The 22,438-nt window shown below is 54.7% G+C and carries 17 protein-coding genes; 1 reads left to right on the forward strand and 16 read right to left on the reverse strand.

The window, feature by feature from the left end; all coding sequences use genetic code 11:
* Positions 1 to 96: 96 nt before the first annotated feature.
* Genes mukB through cmoM form a run of 4 tightly spaced genes read right to left on the reverse strand, consistent with a single transcriptional unit; the run spans position 97 to position 7,359 of the window.
* Positions 97 to 4,554, reverse strand: coding sequence for a chromosome partition protein MukB (gene mukB / locus IBT47_RS16135; protein ID WP_200561430.1), 4,458 nt, complete (start codon positions 4,552 to 4,554; stop codon positions 97 to 99).
* Positions 4,555 to 5,274 (reverse strand): chromosome partition protein MukE, encoded by a 720-nt coding sequence (mukE, locus tag IBT47_RS16140; protein ID WP_105593433.1) that lies wholly within the window; start codon positions 5,272 to 5,274, stop codon positions 4,555 to 4,557.
* Positions 5,255 to 6,577, reverse strand: coding sequence for a chromosome partition protein MukF (gene mukF / locus IBT47_RS16145; RefSeq protein WP_200545786.1), 1,323 nt, complete (start codon positions 6,575 to 6,577; stop codon positions 5,255 to 5,257). The genes mukE and mukF overlap by 20 nt, the downstream gene beginning before the upstream one ends.
* Positions 6,574 to 7,359 carry a tRNA uridine 5-oxyacetic acid(34) methyltransferase CmoM gene (cmoM, locus tag IBT47_RS16150; RefSeq protein WP_200545785.1) on the reverse strand — a complete coding sequence of 262 codons (786 nt, stop codon included), beginning with the start codon at positions 7,357 to 7,359 and terminating at the stop codon, positions 6,574 to 6,576. The genes mukF and cmoM overlap by 4 nt, the downstream gene beginning before the upstream one ends.
* 126 nt (positions 7,360 to 7,485) lie before the next feature.
* On the opposite strand from cmoM, the gene elyC reads away from it, so the two are divergent.
* Entirely contained in the window at positions 7,486 to 8,274 is a 789-nt protein-coding gene (gene elyC, locus IBT47_RS16155; protein ID WP_200561432.1) for an envelope biogenesis factor ElyC, read from the forward strand.
* Here elyC and IBT47_RS16160 read toward each other — a convergent pair.
* The 12 genes from IBT47_RS16160 to serC form a co-directional block, all read right to left on the reverse strand.
* A complete protein-coding gene (locus IBT47_RS16160; RefSeq protein WP_200561434.1) occupies positions 8,251 to 9,144 on the reverse strand; it encodes a YcbJ family phosphotransferase in 894 nt (297 codons plus the stop codon). The genes elyC and IBT47_RS16160 overlap by 24 nt on opposite strands.
* Before the next feature lie 138 nt (positions 9,145 to 9,282).
* Positions 9,283 to 10,029, reverse strand: coding sequence for a 3-deoxy-manno-octulosonate cytidylyltransferase (gene kdsB / locus IBT47_RS16165; RefSeq protein WP_200545782.1), 747 nt, complete (start codon positions 10,027 to 10,029; stop codon positions 9,283 to 9,285).
* Positions 10,026 to 10,208 carry a Trm112 family protein gene (locus IBT47_RS16170; RefSeq protein ID WP_105593439.1) on the reverse strand — a complete coding sequence of 61 codons (183 nt, stop codon included), beginning with the start codon at positions 10,206 to 10,208 and terminating at the stop codon, positions 10,026 to 10,028. The genes kdsB and IBT47_RS16170 overlap by 4 nt, the downstream gene beginning before the upstream one ends.
* A gap of 79 nt (positions 10,209 to 10,287) precedes the next feature.
* Positions 10,288 to 11,511, reverse strand: a complete 1,224-nt coding sequence (locus tag IBT47_RS16175) for a winged helix-turn-helix domain-containing protein (protein WP_200561437.1) — start codon at positions 11,509 to 11,511, stop codon at positions 10,288 to 10,290.
* Between the two features lie 60 nt (positions 11,512 to 11,571).
* Positions 11,572 to 12,546, reverse strand: a complete 975-nt coding sequence (lpxK, locus tag IBT47_RS16180; RefSeq protein ID WP_200561439.1) for a tetraacyldisaccharide 4'-kinase — start codon at positions 12,544 to 12,546, stop codon at positions 11,572 to 11,574.
* Positions 12,543 to 14,291 (reverse strand): lipid A ABC transporter ATP-binding protein/permease MsbA, encoded by a 1,749-nt coding sequence (msbA, locus tag IBT47_RS16185; protein ID WP_200561441.1) that lies wholly within the window; start codon positions 14,289 to 14,291, stop codon positions 12,543 to 12,545. The genes lpxK and msbA overlap by 4 nt, the downstream gene beginning before the upstream one ends.
* 35 nt (positions 14,292 to 14,326) lie before the next feature.
* A complete protein-coding gene (locus IBT47_RS16190; protein ID WP_200561443.1) occupies positions 14,327 to 16,591 on the reverse strand; it encodes a ComEC family protein in 2,265 nt (754 codons plus the stop codon).
* A 235-nt stretch (positions 16,592 to 16,826) separates the two neighbouring features.
* Positions 16,827 to 17,114, reverse strand: coding sequence for an integration host factor subunit beta (ihfB, locus tag IBT47_RS16195; protein WP_105593444.1), 288 nt, complete (start codon positions 17,112 to 17,114; stop codon positions 16,827 to 16,829).
* Positions 17,115 to 17,198: 84 nt separating this feature from the next.
* A complete protein-coding gene (gene rpsA, locus IBT47_RS16200; RefSeq protein ID WP_105593445.1) occupies positions 17,199 to 18,872 on the reverse strand; it encodes a 30S ribosomal protein S1 in 1,674 nt (557 codons plus the stop codon).
* A 151-nt stretch (positions 18,873 to 19,023) separates the two neighbouring features.
* A complete protein-coding gene (cmk, locus tag IBT47_RS16205; RefSeq protein ID WP_105593446.1) occupies positions 19,024 to 19,707 on the reverse strand; it encodes a (d)CMP kinase in 684 nt (227 codons plus the stop codon).
* A 209-nt stretch (positions 19,708 to 19,916) separates the two neighbouring features.
* On the reverse strand, positions 19,917 to 21,203 hold the full coding sequence (gene aroA, locus IBT47_RS16210) for a 3-phosphoshikimate 1-carboxyvinyltransferase (RefSeq protein ID WP_200561445.1): 1,287 nt from the start codon (positions 21,201 to 21,203) through the stop codon (positions 19,917 to 19,919).
* Between the two features lie 90 nt (positions 21,204 to 21,293).
* Positions 21,294 to 22,379 carry a 3-phosphoserine/phosphohydroxythreonine transaminase gene (serC, locus tag IBT47_RS16215; RefSeq protein ID WP_105593448.1) on the reverse strand — a complete coding sequence of 362 codons (1,086 nt, stop codon included), beginning with the start codon at positions 22,377 to 22,379 and terminating at the stop codon, positions 21,294 to 21,296.
* Positions 22,380 to 22,438 lie beyond the last annotated feature (59 nt).

The following is a 22,438-nucleotide window of genomic DNA, read 5'->3' on the forward strand; positions in this document are numbered from 1 at the left end:
CAGAAAACGGCATTTGCCTCTTACGTTGCAAATGCCGTTATTGAGAGTAATCCGCTAACAGGGATTTTACCACTTCCGTCCGGTAATAATTCTGCGTCAGCCAGCCCCGGTGCTGCTCTCCGTAACACCTGAATTCGCCGGAATATCAGCGGAGAATCCGCGCAGCCCGACGACGTGCACGTGCTCGGTATTATTAAATACCTTACGCACCAGCTTATAAGTTGTGCCTTTTTCCGGGCTGATATTTTCCGGTGCCGCAATGATCAGCTGCATCTCCAGACGGTCACACAGCTCAAACAGCGTGGCGATCGATTTCGCATCCAGACGCGCTGCTTCATCCAGGAACAGCAGCCGGCACGGCGAAATATCCTTACCGCGAAGTCGGCGTGACTCTTCTTCCCAGCTCTGTACCACCATCACCAGAATCGACATCCCCGTACCGATTGCTTCACCGGTAGAGAGCGCACCACTTTCTGCACGCAGCCAGCCGTCGGAACCACGGTTAACTTCCACTTCCATCTCAAGATAGTTACGGTAGTCCAGTAGCTCTTCACCGATGGTCTGCGGCGTACGCTGCCCCATATCAATCTGCGGATTCAGGCGCTGGTACAGCTTCGCCAGTGCCTCTGAGAAGGTAAGGCGATTGCTGTTAAACAGATCCTGATGCTGTTCATGCTCTTCGGAAAGCACATCCAGCAGCGTTGAGTGCGCTTCACGGACGTTGACGTTCAGCCGCACGCTGTTAACCTGGCCAAAGCTGACTGCCTGAAGTCCCTGGTTCAGCTGACGAATGCGGTTCTGTTCGCGCAGGATCGTTTTGCGAATAATGTTCGACACGCTGCGTGAACTGATCGCCAGCATCTGCTCGCGGGCGGTCAGCTCTTCGGTCAGACGGTTCAGTTCAATCTCCATCTGTTCGATCGCTTCAACCGGATCGTCGGTGCGAATAATATCCTGGCGAATACGCTCACGCAGATGCTGATAGACGGCGATAAAGAACTGGATCTTACGCTCCGGGCGTTTCGGATCTTCCGACAGGCGCAGCACATCGCGCAGATGCTCATTATCCGCCACGGCCAGACGCAGCGCACCCAGCGCCTTATCCGACATGGAGCGCAGTTCATCGCCCCCCAGATAAGCCAGCTCACGACGGTGCAGGCGGCGTTCAACGCCGTTATCTTTCACCAGTCTTAGTACCGCTACCCAGCCTGCCTTGGCATTGACCACCTGCTCACGACTCTGATGGTACTCACGCTCAACGCGGCGCAGTTTTTTCTGCAGCGCATCCATCTCGGCTTCACAGAAGGTGATCTGTTTTTCCAGCTGGTTACGGCGCGCACGGTTATTACTCAGTGCGCTGTAGAGTTCATCCCGGCGCAGACGCGCGCGTTCTTCAGCGCTGGCATCGGCCTGCACGCCGATATCCTGCATCTCCTGCTGTAGCTCTTTCAGCATGTCGCGTTTGGCGTCATACGAACTTTTCAACGACGCCAGCACCTGAGAATACTGGGTCAGTTGCGCCTGATGCTGACGGAGCTGCTCGCGGGCGCGGGCACGTTCACTTTCCGCCTGCTCCAGACGCTGGCGCAGTTTTTCATTCAGATCGCTGGTGCCGTTGAGCATCCCGGCAGAGTCGGTATAGCTGAAGTGGGTGCGGCGCTGAACGACTTCAGTCAGCGCAAAAGCCTGCTGGCGCGCATCACGCTGCTGCTGCTGTGCCTGCTGATAGTCCAGCTTCAGCTGTTCGTGCTGTTCGGGATCGCTTTGCAATACTGAAAGGATCGGCTCCAGCTTCGCGAGATGTGCAGCATGCTGCTGAATGAACCGCGCAGCTTCCTGCGCCTCGTCCAGACGCTCAAGCACTTCGTCGTAACGGTCCTGTAGCGTGTCATCCAGCAGCAGGCTGACGCGCGGCAGCAGGCGGTTCAGCTGCGCGACGCCCTCTTTGGCCTGGTCGAACTGCTGGCGCTGCTGCTGATTTTCACTTTCGTGATTGCTCAGCGCCCGTTCAACTTCACTGCGGCGGGCGTTAAGCTGGCGCATTTCCGCTTCCGGATCGGATTCAAACGCCACGCCAAGGTGGCTACCGACAAAGCGGCTGAAGGACTGGTGCAGGCGCTGTGCTTTTTGTACCTCAAAGGAAAGCGTGGCGAACCGCTCGGCAAGGGTTTCACGCTCGGCATGCAGCAGCTCAAGCTGATTTTCACGCGCAGCGCGGCCAAACAGCGGTACTTTCGGGAAGCGGGAATAACGCCACTGGCGATCGCCTGCTTTCACCACCACCGCTTTTTCCAGTTCCTCAACGTTAAATACGCTGTCATCGAACGACTGTGGATCGCCCTCGATCAGATAGAGGTCTTCCGGGCAATCTTCAAGCCCGTCCAGCAGATCGCGGACCAGAGAAAGATCGGGCACCACAATCGCATGACGAGACGGACCGTAAAGCGCCGAGAAGTAAGGCGCATCGTCGATGGTCACATCATCATAAATTTCTGACAGCAGGACACCGCCAAAGCGCTCGGCCAGGGCATTAAGACGGTTATCCTCCGCCCCACCCGGCTGGCTCAGCCGTTCAATCTGCTGTTCAAGTTCGCGTTTGCGGGCAGCAACTTCGTCACGCTCAACCGTGGTTTCTCGCTCGCTCTCCAGCAGCTGCTGCATGAACTCGGTTACCTGCTGGCTGCTTTCCAGCGGCTGCCCGGTTTGTTCACTGAGCTGGGTCAGGATCTCCTGCGCAGCCAGCCACTGTGGAGCCTGGCGGGTCAGGCGCGTAATGCGTTCTCGCAGCTGATCCAGCTCCTGGCGCAGTGCCATGCGGCGCTCACCGGCATCGGCGACGCTGTCGTTCAGCAGTTCGATCTGCGCTTCCAGTTCGCCGTGAAGCGCCTCAAGTTCATCAGCTTCAACACGGTTGCCGTGGCGTTTACAGAACTCATTCAGCAGGCGTTCGGCATCCTGCTGTTCGCGCAGGCGCTGCTCCAGCTCGGAAAGGCGGGATCGCAGCGGCTGAAGCTGCTCGGCGTGATAGCGCTGGTTGGCGGCATCGCGCAGCATATCGCGCCCGGTCTGCCATGCATCGGCACGACTAACCGGACCGGCAATACGCGTAACCAGCTCAAAAGCCTGCTCAAACTGGCTATGTGCAGCCTGCGCCACGCTCATTTTTTGTTCCAGCTGCAGCAGTTTTTCGGTCGCTTCCTGCTCTTTAGCCTGGAAGGTTTCCTGCCACTCTTCAGCGTTTTCCACGCTGAGATCGCCCAACTGACAAATCTCTTTTGCACGCTGCAGCGCCTGAAGCGCCTGCTGATACTGAATAGCGCGGGTCTGCTGTACGTCCAGCGCCTGCTGATAGTCGGCAAGCTGACTTTTCAGCTCGTCCACTTCCAGCTCGGCCGCTTCGCTGCGCGCTTCGTTTTCTTCCTGAACTTCCCGCGCTTCCGCCACCACTTCGTTCTGCTCTTCCAGGCGGAAGGTCAGCTCTTCGAGGTCTGCATCATAGCGGTCGATTTTTTCCTGCTGGCGCAGCGCGGTCTGCACCAGATTGAGGTGATCGCTGGCGCCCTGATAGTCGGTTTCGAGATCGCTCTCAGCGCCGTTTTGTTCGGCCAGTTCACGCGCCATTTCAACGTGGCGGAACTGCTCGGCGACCAGCTGTTTACGACTGGTAAACAGCTCGCTGCGCAGCTGAATAGCACCATCAAGATGAATACGCCGCTCGTTGGCGTGCCGCATATAATCTGCGGCAACGTAGCTGGTTGCTTCAGAAATCAGATGCTTAAAGAGATCGCGATCGGACTGGGTCACGCGGATCGCTTCCAGCGTCATGCGGTTTTCACGCAGCGCGGCTTCCATGTCCTGGAATGCCTTACGCACGCCGCTGTTTTCCGGCAGCAGGTAATCGCGCAGCGAGCGGGTGATCGCACTGGAGATACCGCCGTACAGCGAAGCTTCAATCAGGCGATAGTATTTGCTGCGGTCAGCGGCAGAGCGCAGGCGGCGAGCAACAATGCCCAGGTCAAACATCACCGAGTGATAATCGGTGATGGAGTTGTACTGTTTAAACTGTACGCTTTCCATCGCTTCGAACTTGTCTTTCAGTTCGCTGAGCGGCAGCACGCGTGCCTGGCGGGCATTGACCGTTTCGGTCAGGATTTCCGTCGGATTGATTGCCGTTGGCAGGCCATGAATGCTGAACGGTTTGATATCCACCTTACGATCGCGCCCCGCCACCTGCTGCAAGCGCACCCCGACGATCACTCGCTGATGGCGGGAGTTCACCACGTCCAGCGCGGCGTAACACACGCCCGGGCGCAGTTTGCCGTGCAGCCCCTTGTCGCGGGAGCCCGACGTTGCACCGGCTTCCGTGGTGTTACGGAAATGCAGCAGCGTCAAATCGGGGATCAGCGCGGTAACGAAGGCCGCCATGGTGGTCGATTTACCGGCACCGTTACCGCCGGAAAGCGTGGTGACCAGTTCATCAAGGTCAAAGGTACGCGCAAAAAAACCGTTCCAGTTAATCAGCGTCAGTGAGCGAAATTTGCCACGTTCAATCATTTATTCTTCCTCTCCGCTTTCCTGCGCGCTGTGGTCTGCTTCACCGTCATCATTCTCATCGTTCAGCGCCAGTCCGCCATCCAGCTGCATCGCCTCACCGTCGCGGATCATCCGCAGCTGCGCATCGCGGGCGTCATCGCCGCTGCGCACATCGGCACCGAAGCGAAATACCGACTCGGTAATGCGGAACTTGCTGCTGTCATTGCCCATAAACCAGACCATGCCCAGACGGCGCAGGCGGTTCAGTGACGCACGCATTTTTTCCTGCAGCTTCTGCCGGTCAAGGTCAGAGCCCGTTGAGCGCTGGTTCACCAGCTTCAGCAGCTTGCCTTCATCCGCTAACGACATCAGCTCATCGTGCAGTTCCTGCTGGCTAAAGATCCCTTCATTCGCCAGGCGTTCCGGGCTGAGATAGAGGTAGCAGAGAATTTTTCCGACCATCATGTCCAGCTCGGACAGGACCGAGCGCGGGATCAGCGTTGTGGAGCGCGGACGAAGGTAGAAAAAACCTTCCGGTGCGCGGATCAGTTCAACGTTATAGCGCGAGTAAAACTCTTCCAGAAACTCCTGATAATCCATCAGGAAAGCGTGATTATCTAACTCTTCAATACCAATATGACGGCCTGCGCGAAGCTGACTGTCCAGCGCTGGAAAAATCGGGTTAGCCAGTGCCTGCGCCAGTTTAACCGGCATCACTTGTTCAATATTTGTCGATGACATGTGCCTGCACCTTGGCTCCGTAATCATTAATGGCCTGCCACTCAGCGGACAGACCGGAGAAATCTGCTTCGGCCACGCCTAAGCGCACGGCCTGGTCGACAACAATACGCGCGACGTCAAAATGACGCACTCGCGGATACTGTGCCAGGTAATCACGCATCACCGCGCCCAAATCCAGCGGCCGCTTCTGCGCTTTATAAATTGCCAGCGCCTCTTCAATCATTGCGGCAAGCTGCTCGCGAATTTCATTAAACTCTTCGTATTCCAGTTCGGACGGCAATTCACCGGTCACCTCTTCATTACGCAGCGTCAGTTCTTCATCGCGCATGTCGTACAGGCGATCGGCATTGGCGTAGGTGAGTGCCCACGGCATATCGAAATAGTTCTGCACCGAGACGCGAAGCCGCTGTGCAAAGACGCGATTTTTATCCATATCGATCGCGGTACGAATAAATTTATGCACGTGGCGATCGTAGCCAATCCACAGGTCGATAGCCTGCTGGCCCCAGCTGATAATGCGGTCGAGTTTGTTTTGCAGATCGAAGACCAGCTTGTCAATAAAGCCGAGGTCCGGACTATTCATAATTGAGTCCTGAATCCGCAACAGATTTGCCTGCAGCTTATCCCCCGCCGCTTCCAGCGTATCCTGCAGCTCGCGCAGCGTACCGGACGTTTCATTCAGCAGAAGCTCACAGCTGGAAATCGCCGCGCGCCAGTCTTTATTCAGCAGTTGAGAGATATCGTCTTTTACCGCCTGCTGCTGCTCATCCATAATGCGCTGAGTAATATCGATACTGTCGAATATTTCAGCGACCGAATACTTTAACGGGGCGAAAACATTGCGGTGCCAGTGATACTCATCGCCGTCTTCCTCGGCGGCATCGGCAGCCTGCTTTAATTCACCCGCTACAATAGAGAGCTGCATAGACAGCCGCAGCGTTGAGAATTCACGCTGACGGATATAGTAATCGGTGATGCCAATCGCCAACGGAGTCAGGCGATAAATAGCATTCCCTTCAGAAAATTCGCTGGTAAAGCGGTTGAGAAGGCGCTGACGAACCATGTCATTAATGGCATTGTTAGCACGCACCAGAACGGTTTCACTGGTCTGCTCAAATCCGTCGCTGACGTGGCGAAAAGCATCTATCAATTCGCCTTCGCTCATTTCGCCATCCATGCGCTCGCCGTTTAAAGCCGCAACGGCCAGCAAAAATGCCAGACGTTCGGTTGGCAAAGAGACGGAAAAATCATTTTTTCGCGCCCAGGCCACCAGTTCAGGTACAGTCTGGGAAAATTCACTCATAACTCGTCCTTTTGAATGGGTTTCCGCGCTGTGACGTGGATGTAACGCCCTAAACTTAAAAATGGCTCCTGGTGGCAGTACTGCTTCTCCAGCGCCAGAACCTCATCAAATCGTTCACTCTGCTTATTCTTGTCACGCAGATAGTCGTGGAATACCCGAATGCCGGTTTTGTTTTCAATTGTGAAACCGCACTCCTGCAACCAGCCATAAACCTGCTGCGGATCGCGCGGGTAGTCGGGGGACAGCGTCTTACGTTTGCGCTTCCCTAATCCCGCTTGTAAATAGCCAAAGTTCCCCAGCACCATGGTCTGCATAGTAAGACCATTGATGTTATAGAACATTAGCGACAATACGCCACCCGGTTTGAGTACATCATAAAGCGCGCGCAGCGCCTGCTGCGGTTCTGCCACCCATTCGAGTACAGCGTGAAACAATACCAGATCAACCGGCTTATCCAAATATTGGCCTGCCTGCTGAGCGCTGATTTGTTTAAATTGCATGTTGTCGCTCACACCTTTTTCTTCGGCGAGGCGACGTGCACGGCTGAGCATTTCCGCTGAAAGATCGCATAAAACAACGTTATGCCCCCGCGCGGCAATTCCGCAGCCCGTTTGCCCTTCTCCGCCACCCGCGTCCAAAACGGACAGTGGAGCAGCGGGTAACGTTGTCAGCAGCGCATCAAGCTCCTGCCAGAGAATGGCCTGGCGAATACGGCCTTTAGTCGTACCGTAAATATTTTTGGAGAATTTTTCTGCGATATCATCGAAGTTGCGATCCTGCATGCTGACGGCTCCGGCTTTCAGGGGTGATTCAGACGCTCATTTTCGCATACACTGGCAGATAATAAACCTTTCAGTCATCACGCGGCTTCCGGGTGATGTTTTTTCGGACAAAAGGAACCTGTTTTCATGCTTTTTACCTTAAAAAAAGTCATCGGCGGGCTGCTGCTTCCTTTGCCAGTGCTGTTGATACTCATGGCTGTGGGGATTTTGCTGCTCTGGTTCAGTCGCTGGCAGAAAAGTGGCAAAACGCTTATCTCCGCTGCATGGCTGCTGCTGCTGCTGCTGGGTCTGCAACCGGTGGCCGACAGCCTGCTGAGGCCGCTGGAAAACCGCTGGCCCACCTGGAAAAATCAGCACCCGGTGGATTATGTTGTCGTCCTCGGTGGCGGCTATACCTGGAACCCGGAGTGGGCCCCCAGCTCCAACATGATTAATAACAGTCTGCCGCGCCTGACGGAAGGCATCCGCATCTGGCAGGCCAATCCGGGATCAAAGATGATCTTCACCGGCGCGGCGGCCAGGACCAATCCGCTAAGCACGGCTGAGGTTGGTTCACGTGTGGCACAGTCGCTGGGTGTGCCTGCGGAAGCGATCATCACCCTCGATAAACCCCGTGATACCGAGGAAGAAGCACAGGAAGTGGCAAAAATTGTTGGCAAAAAGTCTTTCGCACTGGTGACTTCAGCCAGCCATCTGCCCCGGGCGATGGTTTTCTTCCAGCGTCAGGGGTTACAGCCATGGCCCGCACCGGCCAACCAGATGGCTATCGACTCTCCTATCAGCTACTGGGATAAATATACCCCGTCAGCTTTATGGCTGGGGCACAGCGAACGCGCAGCATATGAGTGGATCGGGCGTCTCTGGCAGGCAATAAAGCCTGAAGAAGCCGCGTCAACGCAGCCAGGGAAGGAGTGATGTCGCTGCAATATCAAAGCGCTGGCGGTCAAACTGAGCGTTAAAAATCAGCCGCTGCATCTCTTCCCAGAGGATATACAGCCAGCGACGTGCAACAAACTCTTCAGCTACCGGTGCCCGTTGCAGGTAGCAGGCCAGTAGTTCTTCACCCGTTGTACTACCGCACAGGGGGTGAAGATCGAACTCACGCGGGGCCCACAGCACGTTACCCGGGCTGACAAGCGCCAGTAGCTGGTCTCCCCGGGCATCTTTCAGGATACTGCTGAGCGCCAGATTACCGTGGACCAGTACGCAGGGATCGTCAAAACCGTGAAACAGAGCGGCAAGGTGCTCGCGGCTGCGGTACAGAATTTGCCGATCCTCCTGCGTCAGCTGCGGCGGTTTCAGATAGCTAAGCGTCGCCCATATCACTTCCACCCGCTGCTTATACCAGGCTGGCCACGTGTTTCTCTGGGTGCTGTCCACCGTGCCCACCAGCCCGCGGCTATCGGTTTTATGCCAGCTGAGCAGCCCTTCAACGATTTGCTGCTGTAGCTGCTGCCAGCGAGTATAGGTACGGGAGGGTGCCTCAACCGATACACCACCCATCCGCTCAATCAGCAAAACCTCATGCAGCGGCGTCTGCTGGCTGATCACCAGGCCATAGATTGCCGGAACGCGTACCTGACCTTCACGCGCCAGCAGTGACAGCTTGTGCGCCTCCTGTGCCGCGATGCCCTTAATGCGAAAATACTTGGCGACCATCGGCAGCGAATAGCCGTTATCGTCATAAAGCGTGTAGAGGCTGGCATCCGGCTGGCGTTTAATACATTCAACGCGGCTGACCGTTTCACCCAGTACCAGTGCCAGCTCATTGCGAAGTTGTTCCATCTCTCCTCCTGTCAGGTCAGAGGGTCATACCCTGTAGACAATGCGGGTATCTATGATGGCGCTGAGGCGGGGAATTTACCCCGTGCGGGATCAATTTCAGCGAAGAATAAGGGGGCCAGATAACCGGCCCCGCAGACATTACTGCATCGCTTCGCGGACGCGAAGTAAATCCTCTGGCGTGTCAACACCTACGCTGGGAATCGCTTTTGCAACATCAACGTGGATTTTCTCGCCGTACCACAGCACGCGCAGCTGCTCCAGCAGCTCGATCTGCTCCAGCGGACTGGCTTCCCAGCTGACATAGCGGCGGATAAAACCTGCACGATAACCGTAGATACCGATATGGCGCAGGAAGGTATCGCCAATCTCATCACGTGAAGCGCTGAACCGCTCGCGATCCCACGGAATGGTGGCACGCGAGAAATAGAGCGCGTAACCGTTGGCATCGCGCACCACTTTTACCGCGTTCGGGTTAAACGCCTCTTCAGCAGAGGTAATCGGGACGGCCAGCGTAGCCATGCCTGCCGTGCTTTGAGCCAGATTGTCCGCAACCTGGCGAATAATCACCGGCGGGATCATCGGCTCATCACCCTGCACGTTGACGATTACCGCATCGTCCGGGAAGTTATACTTCTCGATCACTTCCGCCAGACGCTCAGTACCGGACTGGTGATCGGGGCGTGTCATGCAGACTTCCCCACCAGCAGCCTCAACCGCTCGTGCTACATCCGCGTTATCGGTCGCCACAATAACCCGTTCGGCACCGGACTCAAGCGCGCGCTCCATGACGTGGACAACCATCGGCTTGCCGTGGATATCGACCAGCGGCTTACCCGGCAGACGAGTGGAAGCGAAACGGGCAGGAATAATGGCGATAAAACTCATGGATGAGTCTCTTCCAGCGTCAGCGAGCGGGCTTCCACTTCCAGCAAAACAGGAATGCCGTCACGAACCGGATAGGCCAGACCGTCAGGCTTACAAATCAGCTCCTGCTGGTCTTTATTGAAGTACAGCTTGCCGTGGCAAACAGGGCAAGCGACGATTTCGAGTAAACGATGATCCATGGTTCCTCCGTAATGGACCCGGAATTACAGTAGGTAAAGAATACCATAGCTGCCGCCGGTGCTGTTGCTTACTTCGGGATTAATCGCTATCCGGCCCGGTGGACCAGACGGTGGGCAAGCGGTGCGCTAACTCCGGTGGCAACGCCTCCAGCCTGACATATTCCGCGCCCTGCCAGCGGGCAAAGTTGGTCAACGCACGTGATAAATCATCCAGCAACTGCTGACTGATTCGCGTACCGGGTTCCAGCCACAGTTCCCGGACCTGCAAAACGCGCTCTTTGCGCAGCATACGGGCATCCAGCCGTCCCTTTAAGGCACCACGGTGCAAAATCGGCAGCACAAAATAGCCGTACTGGCGTTTGGCTTCGGGGGTGTAGCATTCAAGGCGATAATCGAAATCGAACAGTTCCGAAGCTCGCTTACGATGCCAGACCAGAGGATCAAACGGAGAGAGTATTGCAGTGTGCGTTGCTGCCCGCGGGTTCTCCAGCTGCGAATAGCGAGTATGGTGAACGTACAGCTCACCGAGTTTTTCCACCCGCACCGCGCGAACCAGTCCCTGTTCGAGCCGCTGTGCCAGATACGATGCTACCGGCGCACGCTTCAGTCGATAGTAATCGGCCAGCCACGACGGATGGAAAATACCGAGACTGGCCGCACTGCGTTCCAGCATCTGCTGCACCGCATCTTCTTCGCTCAGCGCGTGCAGCCGGTCATCCCACTGCGGCATTATTTTCTGGCGCAGATCGTACACCCGCTGGAAGTTTCGCCGTTCTGTCACCATTAATTCCCCGGCGCTGAACAGATTCTCCAGATGGCGTTTGTGCGGTTTCCACGACCACCAGCCCGGTTTCTGACCCGGCGGAGCATCGAAGTCAGCGGATCGGACCGGTCCCCGTTCGCGGATATGTTCGAGCAGCCCGGTTATCTCCTGATGATGCTGATCCATCCAGGCCTGATTGTATTTCCAACCGAGCGCCGCTGGGTTCAACATGCGGTGGCGCAGCAGAGGATAATCCTCAATAGGAATAAAACAGGCTTCATGTGCCCAGTATTCAAACAGCTGTTTCTGAGCCAGCGCCTGCTCCAGCCACTCAGGAGGATAGTCACCAAGGCGGCTGAACAACACCAGATAGGGGCTACGAGCCACCACGTGAATGGTATCGATTTGCAGTAAAGACATTTGCCGGATGCTGGCAAGCAGATCGTCGAAAAGAGCTTTCCGACGTAGTGGCCGTAATAATCCCTGTGCCTCCAACTGGAGCTGGCGGGCATGGTTCAAAGAAAGATCTGAGGAGATCATGGCGCGCTCCGTCAACGAACAGGTTAGTTAAGCGCTGACCGGCAGAACAGAGATCGACCGTTAGCCGCTGCTCAGCGCCAGAATACGAGCCAGTAGCGCATCGGCATCTTGCACAACGGCGTCCACCGGTAAATACCACCAGTCTGGACAGGCAAATACCCGGGCTTTCACCGCATCCTTCTCGGTCATCAGCAGCGTTTGCCCGGATTCAACTAAAGCGCCAAGCTCCTCGGCGCTATAATTCTGATGATCGGCAAAAGCGACCTCTTTTACCGGAGAGATACCCAGATTATGTAGCGTATTGAAGAATCGCGGTGGATGACCGATACCCGCCATCGCAATAACGTTATTCAGCGTTACCGCATCACGTTCAGCGCCCGAGGACAGGTTAATCGCCTTACCGGGCACCAGCTGCATCGCCAGTTCACCCGGTTGCGGCACGCCGCCGTTATTGATCACCGCAGACACGTTTTTCAAGCGACCGGCACGCTCGCGCATCGGCCCCGCCGGTAACCACCAGCCGTTGCCAAAACGCCGTTCGCCATCCACAACCACAATTTCAATATCACGTGCCAGCGCGTAATGCTGCAATCCGTCATCGGTAACGATAATGTCTATCGGGCCGGCTGCAAGCAGAGCCTCAACGGCTTCCCGGCGGCTGGGTGATACCGCCACGGCAGCACCGGTTCGCTGATAAATCAGCACCGGTTCATCACCCGCTTCAGTCGTACCGGTTTTCGCGTCGAGCACCAGTGGATAACGCGCAGCCTTGCCGCCATAGCCACGTGAGACCACGCCAACCCGCAAACCCTGCCGCTGCAAGGCCTGCACCAGCCAGACAACCACCGGCGTTTTACCATTGCCACCGGCGGTGAGATTACCCACCACCACCACCGGAATCGGAGCACGCCACGCTTTGCGCCAGCCCCAAACGTAGCTCAACCGCAACAAATTGCTGATGAGTCCGTAGAGCAGGCTTAGCGGTAACAGCAGCACATACAGCGCAGAGCGGCCGCTCCAGATGCGCTCAATCATTGACCAAACTGCATCTTATGTAGCTGGGCATACGCACCACGTTCAGCCAGCAGCGTTTCATGGCTGCCGCGCTCAACAATCTGCCCGTCTTCCACCACCACAATTTCATCGGCTTTTTCGATAGTCGACAGACGGTGAGCAATGACCAGCGAAGTGCGGTTTTTCTGCAGTTCATCCAGCGCAGACTGAATCGCGCGCTCGGATTCCGTATCCAGCGCCGATGTAGCCTCATCCAGAATCAGTACCGGACAGTCGCGCAGCAGTGCACGCGCAATGGCGATACGCTGACGCTGGCCGCCGGAAAGCAGCACTCCGTTTTCACCAATGACCGTGTCAAGCCCATGTTCCATTTTGCCGATAAAGTCCATCGCATGGGCCATGATCGCCGCCTTCTCAATATCTTCACGGCTGTACTGCTCGCTGCGCGCATAGGCGATATTGTTGGCGATAGTGTCGTTAAACAGGTGCACATTCTGAGAAACCAGCGCCACCTGATTACGCAGCGACGACAGGGTATATTCGCGCAACTCGTGGCCATCCATCAGAATTTCACCCTGCTGAATATCGTAGAAGCGCGTCAGCAGGCTGGCGATAGTGGACTTGCCTGAGCCTGAACGTCCGACCAGTGCAACCGTTTTTCCCGCAGGAATATTGAGATTAATATTCTTCAGCGCAGGGATTTCACGGCCTGGATAAGCGAAGGTCACGTTACGGAACTCGATATCCCCCTTCACGCGATCGACGGTACGGGTACCTTTATCATTTTCCTGCTCGCTGTCCAGAATCGAGAACAGCGTCTGGCAGGCCGCCATACCGCGCTGGAACTGGGCGTTAACGTTGGTCAGTGATTTCAACGGACGCATCAGCGCAATCATCGATGAGAACACAACGGTAATCGTACCGGCGGTCAGCGTTTCCATCACGCTTGGGAAGCTTGCCGCATACAGTACAAATGCCAGCGCCAGCGAAGCAATCAGCTGAATAATGGGGTCAGAGATGGATGAGGCTGAAACCAGCTTCATTCCCTGCTGGCGCATACGGTTGCTGACGCGGTCGAAACGCTCGCTTTCGATCTGCTGTCCGCCAAAAATCAGGACTTCTTTGTGCCCTTTCAGCATCTGCTCGGCGCTGGTGGTCACCTGCCCCATGGTGTTCTGCATGTTCTTGCTGATATTACGGAAGCGTTTTGACACGCTGCGAATAGCAAAGGATACAATCGGTGCCAGAACAATCAGGATCAACGACAGCTGCCAGCTGTAGTAGAACATCATGATAAACAGGCCGATAATTGAGGCCCCTTCACGCACAACCGTCACCAGCGCGCTGGAGGAAGACGACGCGACCTGCTCGGAATCATAGGTAATGCGCGAAAGCAGCGTTCCGGTCGACTGCTGATCGAAAAACGAGACCGGCATTCCCATCATATGGCTGAACAGCCTGCGGCGCATGCCCATGACCACATTACCGGACACCCAGGATATACAGTAGCTGGAGGCATAGCTGGTAATACCGCGAATCAGCATCAGACCGATAACGGCCAGCGGCATCCATATCAGAACAGAACTATCCGCCTTGCCAAAACCATCATCGAGTAAAGGCTTCAGCAGTGACAGCATAAGCGTATCGCCCGCCGCGTTAAGGATCAGCGCGATAGCGGCCACAATCAATCCCGCCTTGTAAGGCACAATCATTGGCCAGAGACGACGAAATGTCTGCCAGGTTGAGAGATCTTTATCCAGATGCATTATTTAACCAGCTTTAGTTGAAATAGCCGCTCATTCTACCTGGATTCCCTGGGTACGCCAAACCACTGATGATACCAACGGTTCATTATTTGTTCTCTTAACCCCAAAAGATGCCAGTTATCAACGAAAAAGCGCGCGCTAATCTGCCCGGAAAGTGCGGTGTCGCGCCAGATGATGCGATTTTCATCATAGCGCATAATTATTTTCGATGCGGGTAACCGCCAGGCGCTGTAACGTGCAGCAGAGGCAATGGCGGCCTTCGGCGCTACCGCACGCAGCAGCGGCGGGGTTGATGAGGTACGGCTGCCGTGATGCGGAACCTGCAACAGATCGGCACTCAGCACGGCGCGCTGTTCGGCAACGAGCTGCAGCTCTGCCTCGCGCTCAATATCCCCGGTCAGCAGCACGCGCCATCGCCCGTCGCTAACCATCACCACGCAGGACTGATTATTGCCTTCACCGGGCATATTTTCTGGCGGCCACAGCGCCTGAAACGTCAACCCCTGCCAGCGCCAGCCTGCATCGCGATGACAGGGTAAATGACCCGGGCGCTTTAAAGCGCTTCGCACCCGGGCATCGGGATATGCAGACTGTATGCTCGGCAATCCGCCAATGTGGTCAAGATGCGCGTGGCTGATAACCACGTCGGTCAGCGTTAACCCCTGCCATTCCAGCCAGGGAATGATCTGACTGTGGGCGACATCCCCTCCCGGCCAGCGATTGCCGGTATCATATAAAACTGCCTTGCCATGTTGTGAAATCACCACGGCTAACCCGTGACCAACGTCCAGCATATCCACCCGCCACTCGGGTTTAGCGCTAAAATTACGCCAGCTCAGCAGCAGCAACGTGCACGCCACCAGAGTGAATGGAGAGCTACGCCACCAGCCAAAGCGAAACGCGAGCAGCAGAAGCCAACACGCCAGCGAACCGGCGGCGAATGTGCTTTCCAGAGGAAACCAGCCGTTCGGTAACTGCTGCAACGGGAAAAAAACCAGTGCCAGTGAGCGATCGGCCAGCCACCATATAAAAGGGCCGATCAACGGCAGGAAGTTAACCAACAGCGATGTCAGTATCAGCGGTACGGTAACCAGAGATATCAACGGCACGGCCCACAGATTAGCCACTAGCGCACTCAGGCTAAAACCATGGAAAATAAATACCTGTAGCGGCATTAACAGCAGCAGCATGCCCAATTGCAAATGCAGCAGTCGGAGTGGCAGCCAACGCTTCCTCCTGCGGAAACGGATGGGAAGTCCGAAGCCTTGATACCATATCAGCAGCCCCGCAACGGCCAGCGCCGACATCCACAAGCTGTCTGACAAAATGCTGAGCGGTTCCAGAAACAGGATAAGTGCAATACAAAACAGCCATACCTGCCAGCTGCTACAGTTAATCCCCTTCAGCCTTAGCAAGCTCCACATCAGTAATGCCAGCATCGCGCGCATCGCTGGTGGATTGCTGCCGGAGAGCCAGCAGTAGATCAGTGCCACCAGCAAACTGCAGTACAAAGGAAAGCGATAGTTAATCATCCATGCAGGGAAAAAGAACTGAATGAGTCTGGCAACCAGCCAGCCAAATCCTGCAGCCAGTCCAATCTGCATCCCGGCGATTGCCATCAGATGTGCCGTACCCGTTTCTCTTAGCAGCTGGGTAATTTCACGCTTAACCTCTGAACGGTCGCCAAATGCCAGCGCGGAAATCAGTGCCTGCCAGGGTAAATGACCATAGTTTTGCCGGGTAGAATTCATGATAGCGCCACGCCAGCTACACCGGGGCTGCCGAACTTCCGCACTAATTACTCGCCCTGTAAGCGGCATACTGTTGGCCAGAGTAAATCGCTGCCGATCGAACCCTCCCTCATTTAGCTGGGCATGAAGAGGACGAAGCGCCAGGGTCATATCCCATCGCTGCCCCTGGCAAAAAGTCTCTTCGCCGCCTGGTAATCGTATGGAAGCATAAATCGGAGGAAATAGTAGCCGACCATCCTGACGAAACAGACGCACTCTGGCGCGTTCAGCACCGGGCAGGACAGTGTCAATTTGCACCTCTGCCCGCACAATCCCCTGCGTCAGCCGGTCAATCTGCTCCTGAAGAGATCGGGCGGTATTCAACGGCCAGAGAGAAAACAGCAGAACCATTGCAGTGAAAATAGCAACACGTTGTGAACAGCGCATAAGTAAAAATGAAAGTACGATCGCAGCGATGTCGTATCCATATCCGGGCAACCTCGGTATGACCGTGAGTGGCAAAGTGCCGAGAATAAGACTGCCTGCAAGCTGTGTTGCCGTTATGCGCATGTTTCCTCCCTGATAGCAGGTCAAAGTGTGACATGCAGGTGAGAGACAGGCATTAGCGTCGGTTCAGAGCTAAGAGACGTGCCGAAAACTCTTTCTGTTTTACAGCAACAGGAAGGGATTATTGTGTGCCGGGTTCAGATTCTACAATGCGGCCTGTTATCGTATCGCAGCCGAATCACCGTATATAAGCAAAAAAAAACGACACCTGAGTGTCGTTTTTATCGTTTCGTCGCTATCAGCTGCCGTAGATATTGGCGCGATCGCGCAGTTCTTTACCTGGCTTGAAGTGTGGAACGTATTTACCTTCCAACTCCACTTTGTCGCCCGTTTTCGGGTTACGGCCAGTACGAGGTGCGCGATAATGCAAAGAGAAGCTGCCAAATCCCCGGATTTCAATGCGTTCGCCCTGCGACAGGGTCGTCGCCATATGCTCAAGCATCTCTTTTACCGCATCCTCAACGACTTTCGCCGGTATATGAGAGTGCTGGCCAGCAAGTCTTTCAATAAGTTCTGACTTGGTCATAAAACCTCCGGTTAATCCCTTGTAGGAATAGCTCTGGCAGTTATCGACGATACAGGGCAGCTTACGCTGCCCTTAAAGCGAAGATTACTCGCCTTTAGCTGCTTTGAAAGCTTCAGCCATAGCGTTAGAGAAGTTGCCTTCTTCCTGTTTGGTGTTAACAGTATTGATGGCTTCTTTCTCGTCTGCCTGGTCTTTCGCACGTACAGACAGGCTAACAACGCGGTTTTTACGGTCAACACCGGTGAATTTGGCTTCAACATCGTCGCCAACATTCAGAACCAGAGTTGCGTCTTCAACGCGGTCCAGCGAGGCTTCAGAAGCACGCAGGTAACCTTCAACGCCGTCAGCTAATTCAACTGTAGCACCTTTAGCGTCAACTGCAGTCACTTTACCGTTAACAATTGCACCTTTCTTGTTCAGAGAGATGTAGTTGTTGAACGGATCTTCTGCCAGCTGCTTAACGCCCAGGGAGATACGCTCGCGCTCTGCGTCAACCTGCAGAACCACAGCTGCGATTTCGTCGCCTTTCTTATATTCACGAACTGCTTCTTCTCCGGTAGCGTTCCAGGAGATGTCAGACAGGTGAACCAGGCCGTCGATGCCGCCGTCCAGGCCGATGAAGATACCGAAGTCAGTGATTGACTTGATTTTACCTTCAACACGGTCGCCCTTGTTGTGGGTTTCTGCGAACTGCTGCCATGGGTTAGATTTGCACTGCTTCAGACCCAGGGAGATACGACGACGTTCTTCGTCGATGTCCAGAACCATAACTTCAACAACGTCGCCCACGTTAACAACTTTAGATGGGTGAATGTTTTTGTTGGTCCAGTCCATTTCAGAAACGTGTACCAGGCCTTCAACGCCTTCTTCGATTTCAACGAAGCAGCCGTAGTCGGTCAGGTTGGTTACACGACCAGTCAGCTTGGTGCCTTCTGGGTAACGTTTAGCGATAGCAACCCATGGATCTTCGCCCAGCTGCTTCAGACCCAGAGAAACACGGGTACGCTCGCGGTCGAATTTCAGCACTTTCACGTTGATTTCATCGCCAACATTGACGATTTCGCTTGGATGCTTAACGCGTTTCCAGGCCATGTCAGTGATGTGCAGAAGGCCGTCAACGCCGCCCAGATCAACGAATGCACCGTAGTCAGTGAGGTTCTTAACGATACCTTTAACTTCCATGCCTTCCTGCAGGTTTTCCAGCAGTTGATCGCGCTCTGCGCTGTTCTCGGATTCGATAACCGCACGACGTGAAACAACCACGTTGTTGCGCTTCTGATCCAGCTTGATTACTTTGAACTCAAGCTCTTTGCCTTCCAGGTGCAGAGTATCACGCACTGGACGCACGTCTACCAGTGAACCTGGCAGGAACGCACGAATACCGTTCAGCTCAACTGTGAAGCCACCTTTAACTTTGCCGTTGATAATACCGGTAACAGTTTCAGCATCTTCGTAAGCTTTTTCCAACGTGATCCAAGCTTCGTGACGTTTAGCTTTCTCACGGGACAGCAGGGTTTCACCGAAGCCGTCTTCCACTGCATCCAGAGCAACGTCAACTTCGTCGCCAACCTGGATTTCCAGTTCGCCGGCTGCGTTTTTGAACTGCTCTGCAGGAATTGCAGATTCAGATTTCAGGCCCGCATCAACCAGAACAACGTCTTTGTCGATAGCAACAACGACGCCACGAACGATGGAACCCGGGCGGGTTTCGATTTCTTTCAGGGATTCTTCAAATAGTTGAGCAAAAGATTCAGTCATATTGATAATCTTCAGGATTCTTCAATTTAACGTCCACCTGACATCCTGACGGGTGGGGTTGTTTCACATGCCCCATAACATCCATATCACAGGGTTAATTAAATTTTGCGAACAGGTGCACAGTATAGTGCACTGTCGTCGGAATTACCTATTACGCAATGGCAAGCTTTTCGCGCGCATATTTTAGCGCAACTTCAATGACCTGCTCAATAGACATTGTTGTCGAATCAAGCACTAAGGCATCATCCGCAGGCACCAAAGGTGCAATCGACCGGTTACGATCGCGCTCATCGCGTTCTTTTATCTCGGATAAAAGGCGGTCAAAGTTAACACTAAAGCCTTTTTCCTGCAACTGTAGCATACGGCGATGCGCGCGTTCTTCCGAACTGGCATCAAGGAAAATTTTAACTGGCGCATCCGGGAATACAACGGTACCCATATCGCGCCCATCGGCGATCAGGCCCGGAAGTTCTCGAAAACCGCGCTGACGGCGCAGCAGGGCTTCACGCACGCGTGGAAATGCGGCAACTTTTGACGCGGTGTTGCTGACATCCTGAGTACGGATCTCTGCGGAAACATCCTCACCTTCAAGGATGACTTCCATCTCGCCTTCACTGGACACAAAACGCACGTCAAGATGAGCAGCCAGCGGTACCAGCGCTTCTTCAGAAGTAATATCAACCTGATGATGCAGTGCTGCCAGCGCCAGCACGCGATAAATTGCGCCAGAATCCAACAGGTGCCACTGCAATGCTTCGGCCATCGCTTTACATAATGTGCCTTTACCCGCACCACTTGGGCCATCAATGGTGATCACTGGGGCTATTGCCGTCATGTCGTTCTCCTGTCGGTGGAATGTCTGCGGCTATCAGTGCCCGGACAAATATCGTCGCGCATTATACGCTGCAAAAACCGGGATAGTTACCCCTTAAACATAGTCAGCTACAAAATTTTAGGCGGGTTCAAACAACAGGCGGGTAATGCAGCAGAATAGAATGAGATAAACGCAGTTTCCGCCGCACGGAGGTGCGGCGGAAGAGTTTGTTATGCCAGTTGGCTGATACGGGCAAGCTGTTCAAAGTAGTCAGGGAACGTTTTCGCAGTACATTTTGGGTCGAGAATGGTGACCGGGGTGCTCGACAGTGCGACCAGCGAGAAACACATCGCCATACGGTGATCGTTATAAGTGCCAATCTCGGCATACTGGATCGCTGCAGGTGGCGTGATGCGGATGTAATCGTGCCCCTCTTCAACTTCAGCGCCAACTTTACGCAGTTCAGTGGCCATTGCCGCCAGCCGATCGGTTTCTTTAACACGCCAGTTGTAAATGTTGCGCATTACCGTGGTGCCTTTGGCGAACAGCGCGGCCGTCGCGATGGTCATTGCCGCATCGGGAATGTGGTTCATATCCAGATCGATAGCATTCAGTTCGCCACGCGTACAGGCAATAAAGTCATCGCCCCACTCAATACTTGCACCCATTTTTTCCAGCACGTCGGCGAAACGAATATCGCCCTGCATGCTCTTACGACCGATGCCGGTGACTTTAACGGTGCCGCCCTTGATGGCCGCCGCCGCGAGGAAATAAGAAGCCGAGGAAGCATCGCCCTCAACCAGATAATCACCCGGAGCCTGATACTGCTGCTGCCCACGGATGTGGAACGCGCGATAGCTGTCGTTCTCGACCTCAATGCCAAAGGTTGCCATCAGATTGAGCGTGATATCAATGTACGGTTTCGATACCAGTTCGCCTTTGATGACGATATGCGTATCGTTTGCCGCCAGTGGAGCCGTCATCAGCAGTGCCGTCAGGAACTGGCTGGATACGCTGCCATCAACGGATACATCACCGCCGCTAAAACCGCCCTTAAGACGAAGCGGCGGATAGTCTTCCTGTTCAAGGTATTCAATGGCCGCACCACCCTGCCGCAGTGCATCAACCAGATGGCCAATCGGACGCTCTTTCATGCGCGGCTCACCGGTCAGCACAATATCATTGCTGCCGAGGCACAGGGCTGCTGCCAGCGGACGCATCGCCGTACCAGCATTACCGAGGAACAGCTCCAGCGCACCATCAGCCTTTAGCGCTCCCCCCTGACCCACCACTTCACACACCGTGCGGTCAGCAGACAGCGTGTAGTGAACGCCAAGCAGCTGCAAAGCGTTGAGCATGTGGCGAACGTCATCGCTGTCCAGCAGGTTAGTCAAACGGGTGGTGCCATTAGCCAGCGCAGCCAGCAGAAGCGCGCGGTTCGATACGCTCTTGGAACCAGGAAGGTTAACGGTACCGTTGACCAGGGCGATAGGTTGTAACGTCAGGGAATCCTGCATGTGAAACGTACTCTCCAAAAAAATTACAATGAAACCCCGCAGCAAGGCGGGGTTTCAGATTAAAAACGTACTGCAGTTTCGGCTAAATCCTTAACCGTGACGACGCTCGAAGTCGATCATGAAATCAGTCAGCGTCTTGATGCCTTCCAATGGCATCGCGTTATAAATTGAAGCACGCATGCCACCGACTACGCGGTGGCCTTTCAACGCATGCAGGCCATGTGCGAAAGACTCTTCCAGGAACAGCTTATCCAATGACGCATCGGCCAGCTGGAAAGGCACGTTCATACGCGAGCGGTTTGCTACGGCGACATCGTTGCGATAAAAGTCACTTTTATCGATAGTGCCGTACAGCAGATCGGCTTTGAGCTGGTTGCGCTTATCCATCTCAGCCACGCCGCCCTGCTCTTTCAGCCACTTGAATACCAGGCCAGAAAGATACCAGGCAAAGGTCGGTGGCGTGTTGAACATCGAGTCGTTATCAGCCAGCACCTTATAGTCAAGAATAGAAGGCAGTTCTTTGCGGGCCTTGCCTAGCAGGTCTTCACGCACAACAACCAGCGTCAACCCTGCCGGGCCGATGTTTTTCTGAGCACCGGCATACAGTACGCCGTAGCGGCTAACATCAATCGGTGAGGACAAAATGGTTGAAGAGAGATCGGCTACAACCAGCTTGTCGCCAAAATCAGGCGTTTCACTGATGGCAATACCATCAATAGTTTCATTCGGGCAGTAGTGAACATAGGCGGCGTCATCGGACAGTGCCCAACTGCTCATCGGGGTGATGCCACGCAGGCCATCAACCGTAGTTTTCGCGTCGATCACATTCGGCGTGCAGTACTTCTGCGCTTCTTTTACAGCGCTAGCCGCCCAGTAACCACCGTCAACATAGTCTGCAGTCGTATGGCTACCCAGCAGGTTCATCGGAACCGCGGCAAACTGCGCACGCGCGCCACCATGGCAGAATAAAACTTTGTAGTTGGAGGGGATTTTCAGCAGATCGCGAAAATCTTTTTCTGCCTCTTCCGCCACCTGAATAAATTCCTTACTGCGGTGGCTGATCTCCATTACGGAGGTGCCTAACCCCTGCCAGTTGCAGAGTTCCTGCTCAGCACGACGGAGCACTTCTACCGGCAGCATTGCCGGGCCAGAGCTAAAATTGAAAACCTGACTCATTTCCCCTCACCACTTTCAGATCAATCGGTTTTGATTCCTTTATCGGTTTTATCATTGCC

This window comes from Erwinia sp. S43, from assembly GCF_016624745.1.
Lineage (GTDB): Bacteria > Pseudomonadota > Gammaproteobacteria > Enterobacterales > Enterobacteriaceae > Erwinia > Erwinia coffeiphila.

Bases quoted from the DNA above. Each gene is read 5' to 3' on its own strand.
- mukB (WP_200561430.1), bottom strand. From the start codon at position 4,554: ATGATTGAACGTGGCAAATTTCGCTCACTGACGCTGATTAACTGGAAC.
- mukE (WP_105593433.1), bottom strand. From the start codon at position 5,274: ATGTCATCGACAAATATTGAACAAGTGATGCCGGTTAAACTGGCGCAG.
- mukF (WP_200545786.1), bottom strand. From the start codon at position 6,577: ATGAGTGAATTTTCCCAGACTGTACCTGAACTGGTGGCCTGGGCGCGA.
- cmoM (WP_200545785.1), bottom strand. From the start codon at position 7,359: ATGCAGGATCGCAACTTCGATGATATCGCAGAAAAATTCTCCAAAAAT.
- elyC (WP_200561432.1), top strand. From the start codon at position 7,486: ATGCTTTTTACCTTAAAAAAAGTCATCGGCGGGCTGCTGCTTCCTTTG.
- IBT47_RS16160 (WP_200561434.1), bottom strand. From the start codon at position 9,144: ATGGAACAACTTCGCAATGAGCTGGCACTGGTACTGGGTGAAACGGTC.
- kdsB (WP_200545782.1), bottom strand. From the start codon at position 10,029: ATGAGTTTTATCGCCATTATTCCTGCCCGTTTCGCTTCCACTCGTCTG.
- IBT47_RS16170 (WP_105593439.1), bottom strand. From the start codon at position 10,208: ATGGATCATCGTTTACTCGAAATCGTCGCTTGCCCTGTTTGCCACGGC.
- IBT47_RS16175 (WP_200561437.1), bottom strand. From the start codon at position 11,511: ATGATCTCCTCAGATCTTTCTTTGAACCATGCCCGCCAGCTCCAGTTG.
- lpxK (WP_200561439.1), bottom strand. From the start codon at position 12,546: ATGATTGAGCGCATCTGGAGCGGCCGCTCTGCGCTGTATGTGCTGCTG.
- msbA (WP_200561441.1), bottom strand. From the start codon at position 14,291: ATGCATCTGGATAAAGATCTCTCAACCTGGCAGACATTTCGTCGTCTC.
- IBT47_RS16190 (WP_200561443.1), bottom strand. From the start codon at position 16,591: ATGCGCATAACGGCAACACAGCTTGCAGGCAGTCTTATTCTCGGCACT.
- ihfB (WP_105593444.1), bottom strand. From the start codon at position 17,114: ATGACCAAGTCAGAACTTATTGAAAGACTTGCTGGCCAGCACTCTCAT.
- rpsA (WP_105593445.1), bottom strand. From the start codon at position 18,872: ATGACTGAATCTTTTGCTCAACTATTTGAAGAATCCCTGAAAGAAATC.
- cmk (WP_105593446.1), bottom strand. From the start codon at position 19,707: ATGACGGCAATAGCCCCAGTGATCACCATTGATGGCCCAAGTGGTGCG.
- aroA (WP_200561445.1), bottom strand. From the start codon at position 21,203: ATGCAGGATTCCCTGACGTTACAACCTATCGCCCTGGTCAACGGTACC.
- serC (WP_105593448.1), bottom strand. From the start codon at position 22,379: ATGAGTCAGGTTTTCAATTTTAGCTCTGGCCCGGCAATGCTGCCGGTA.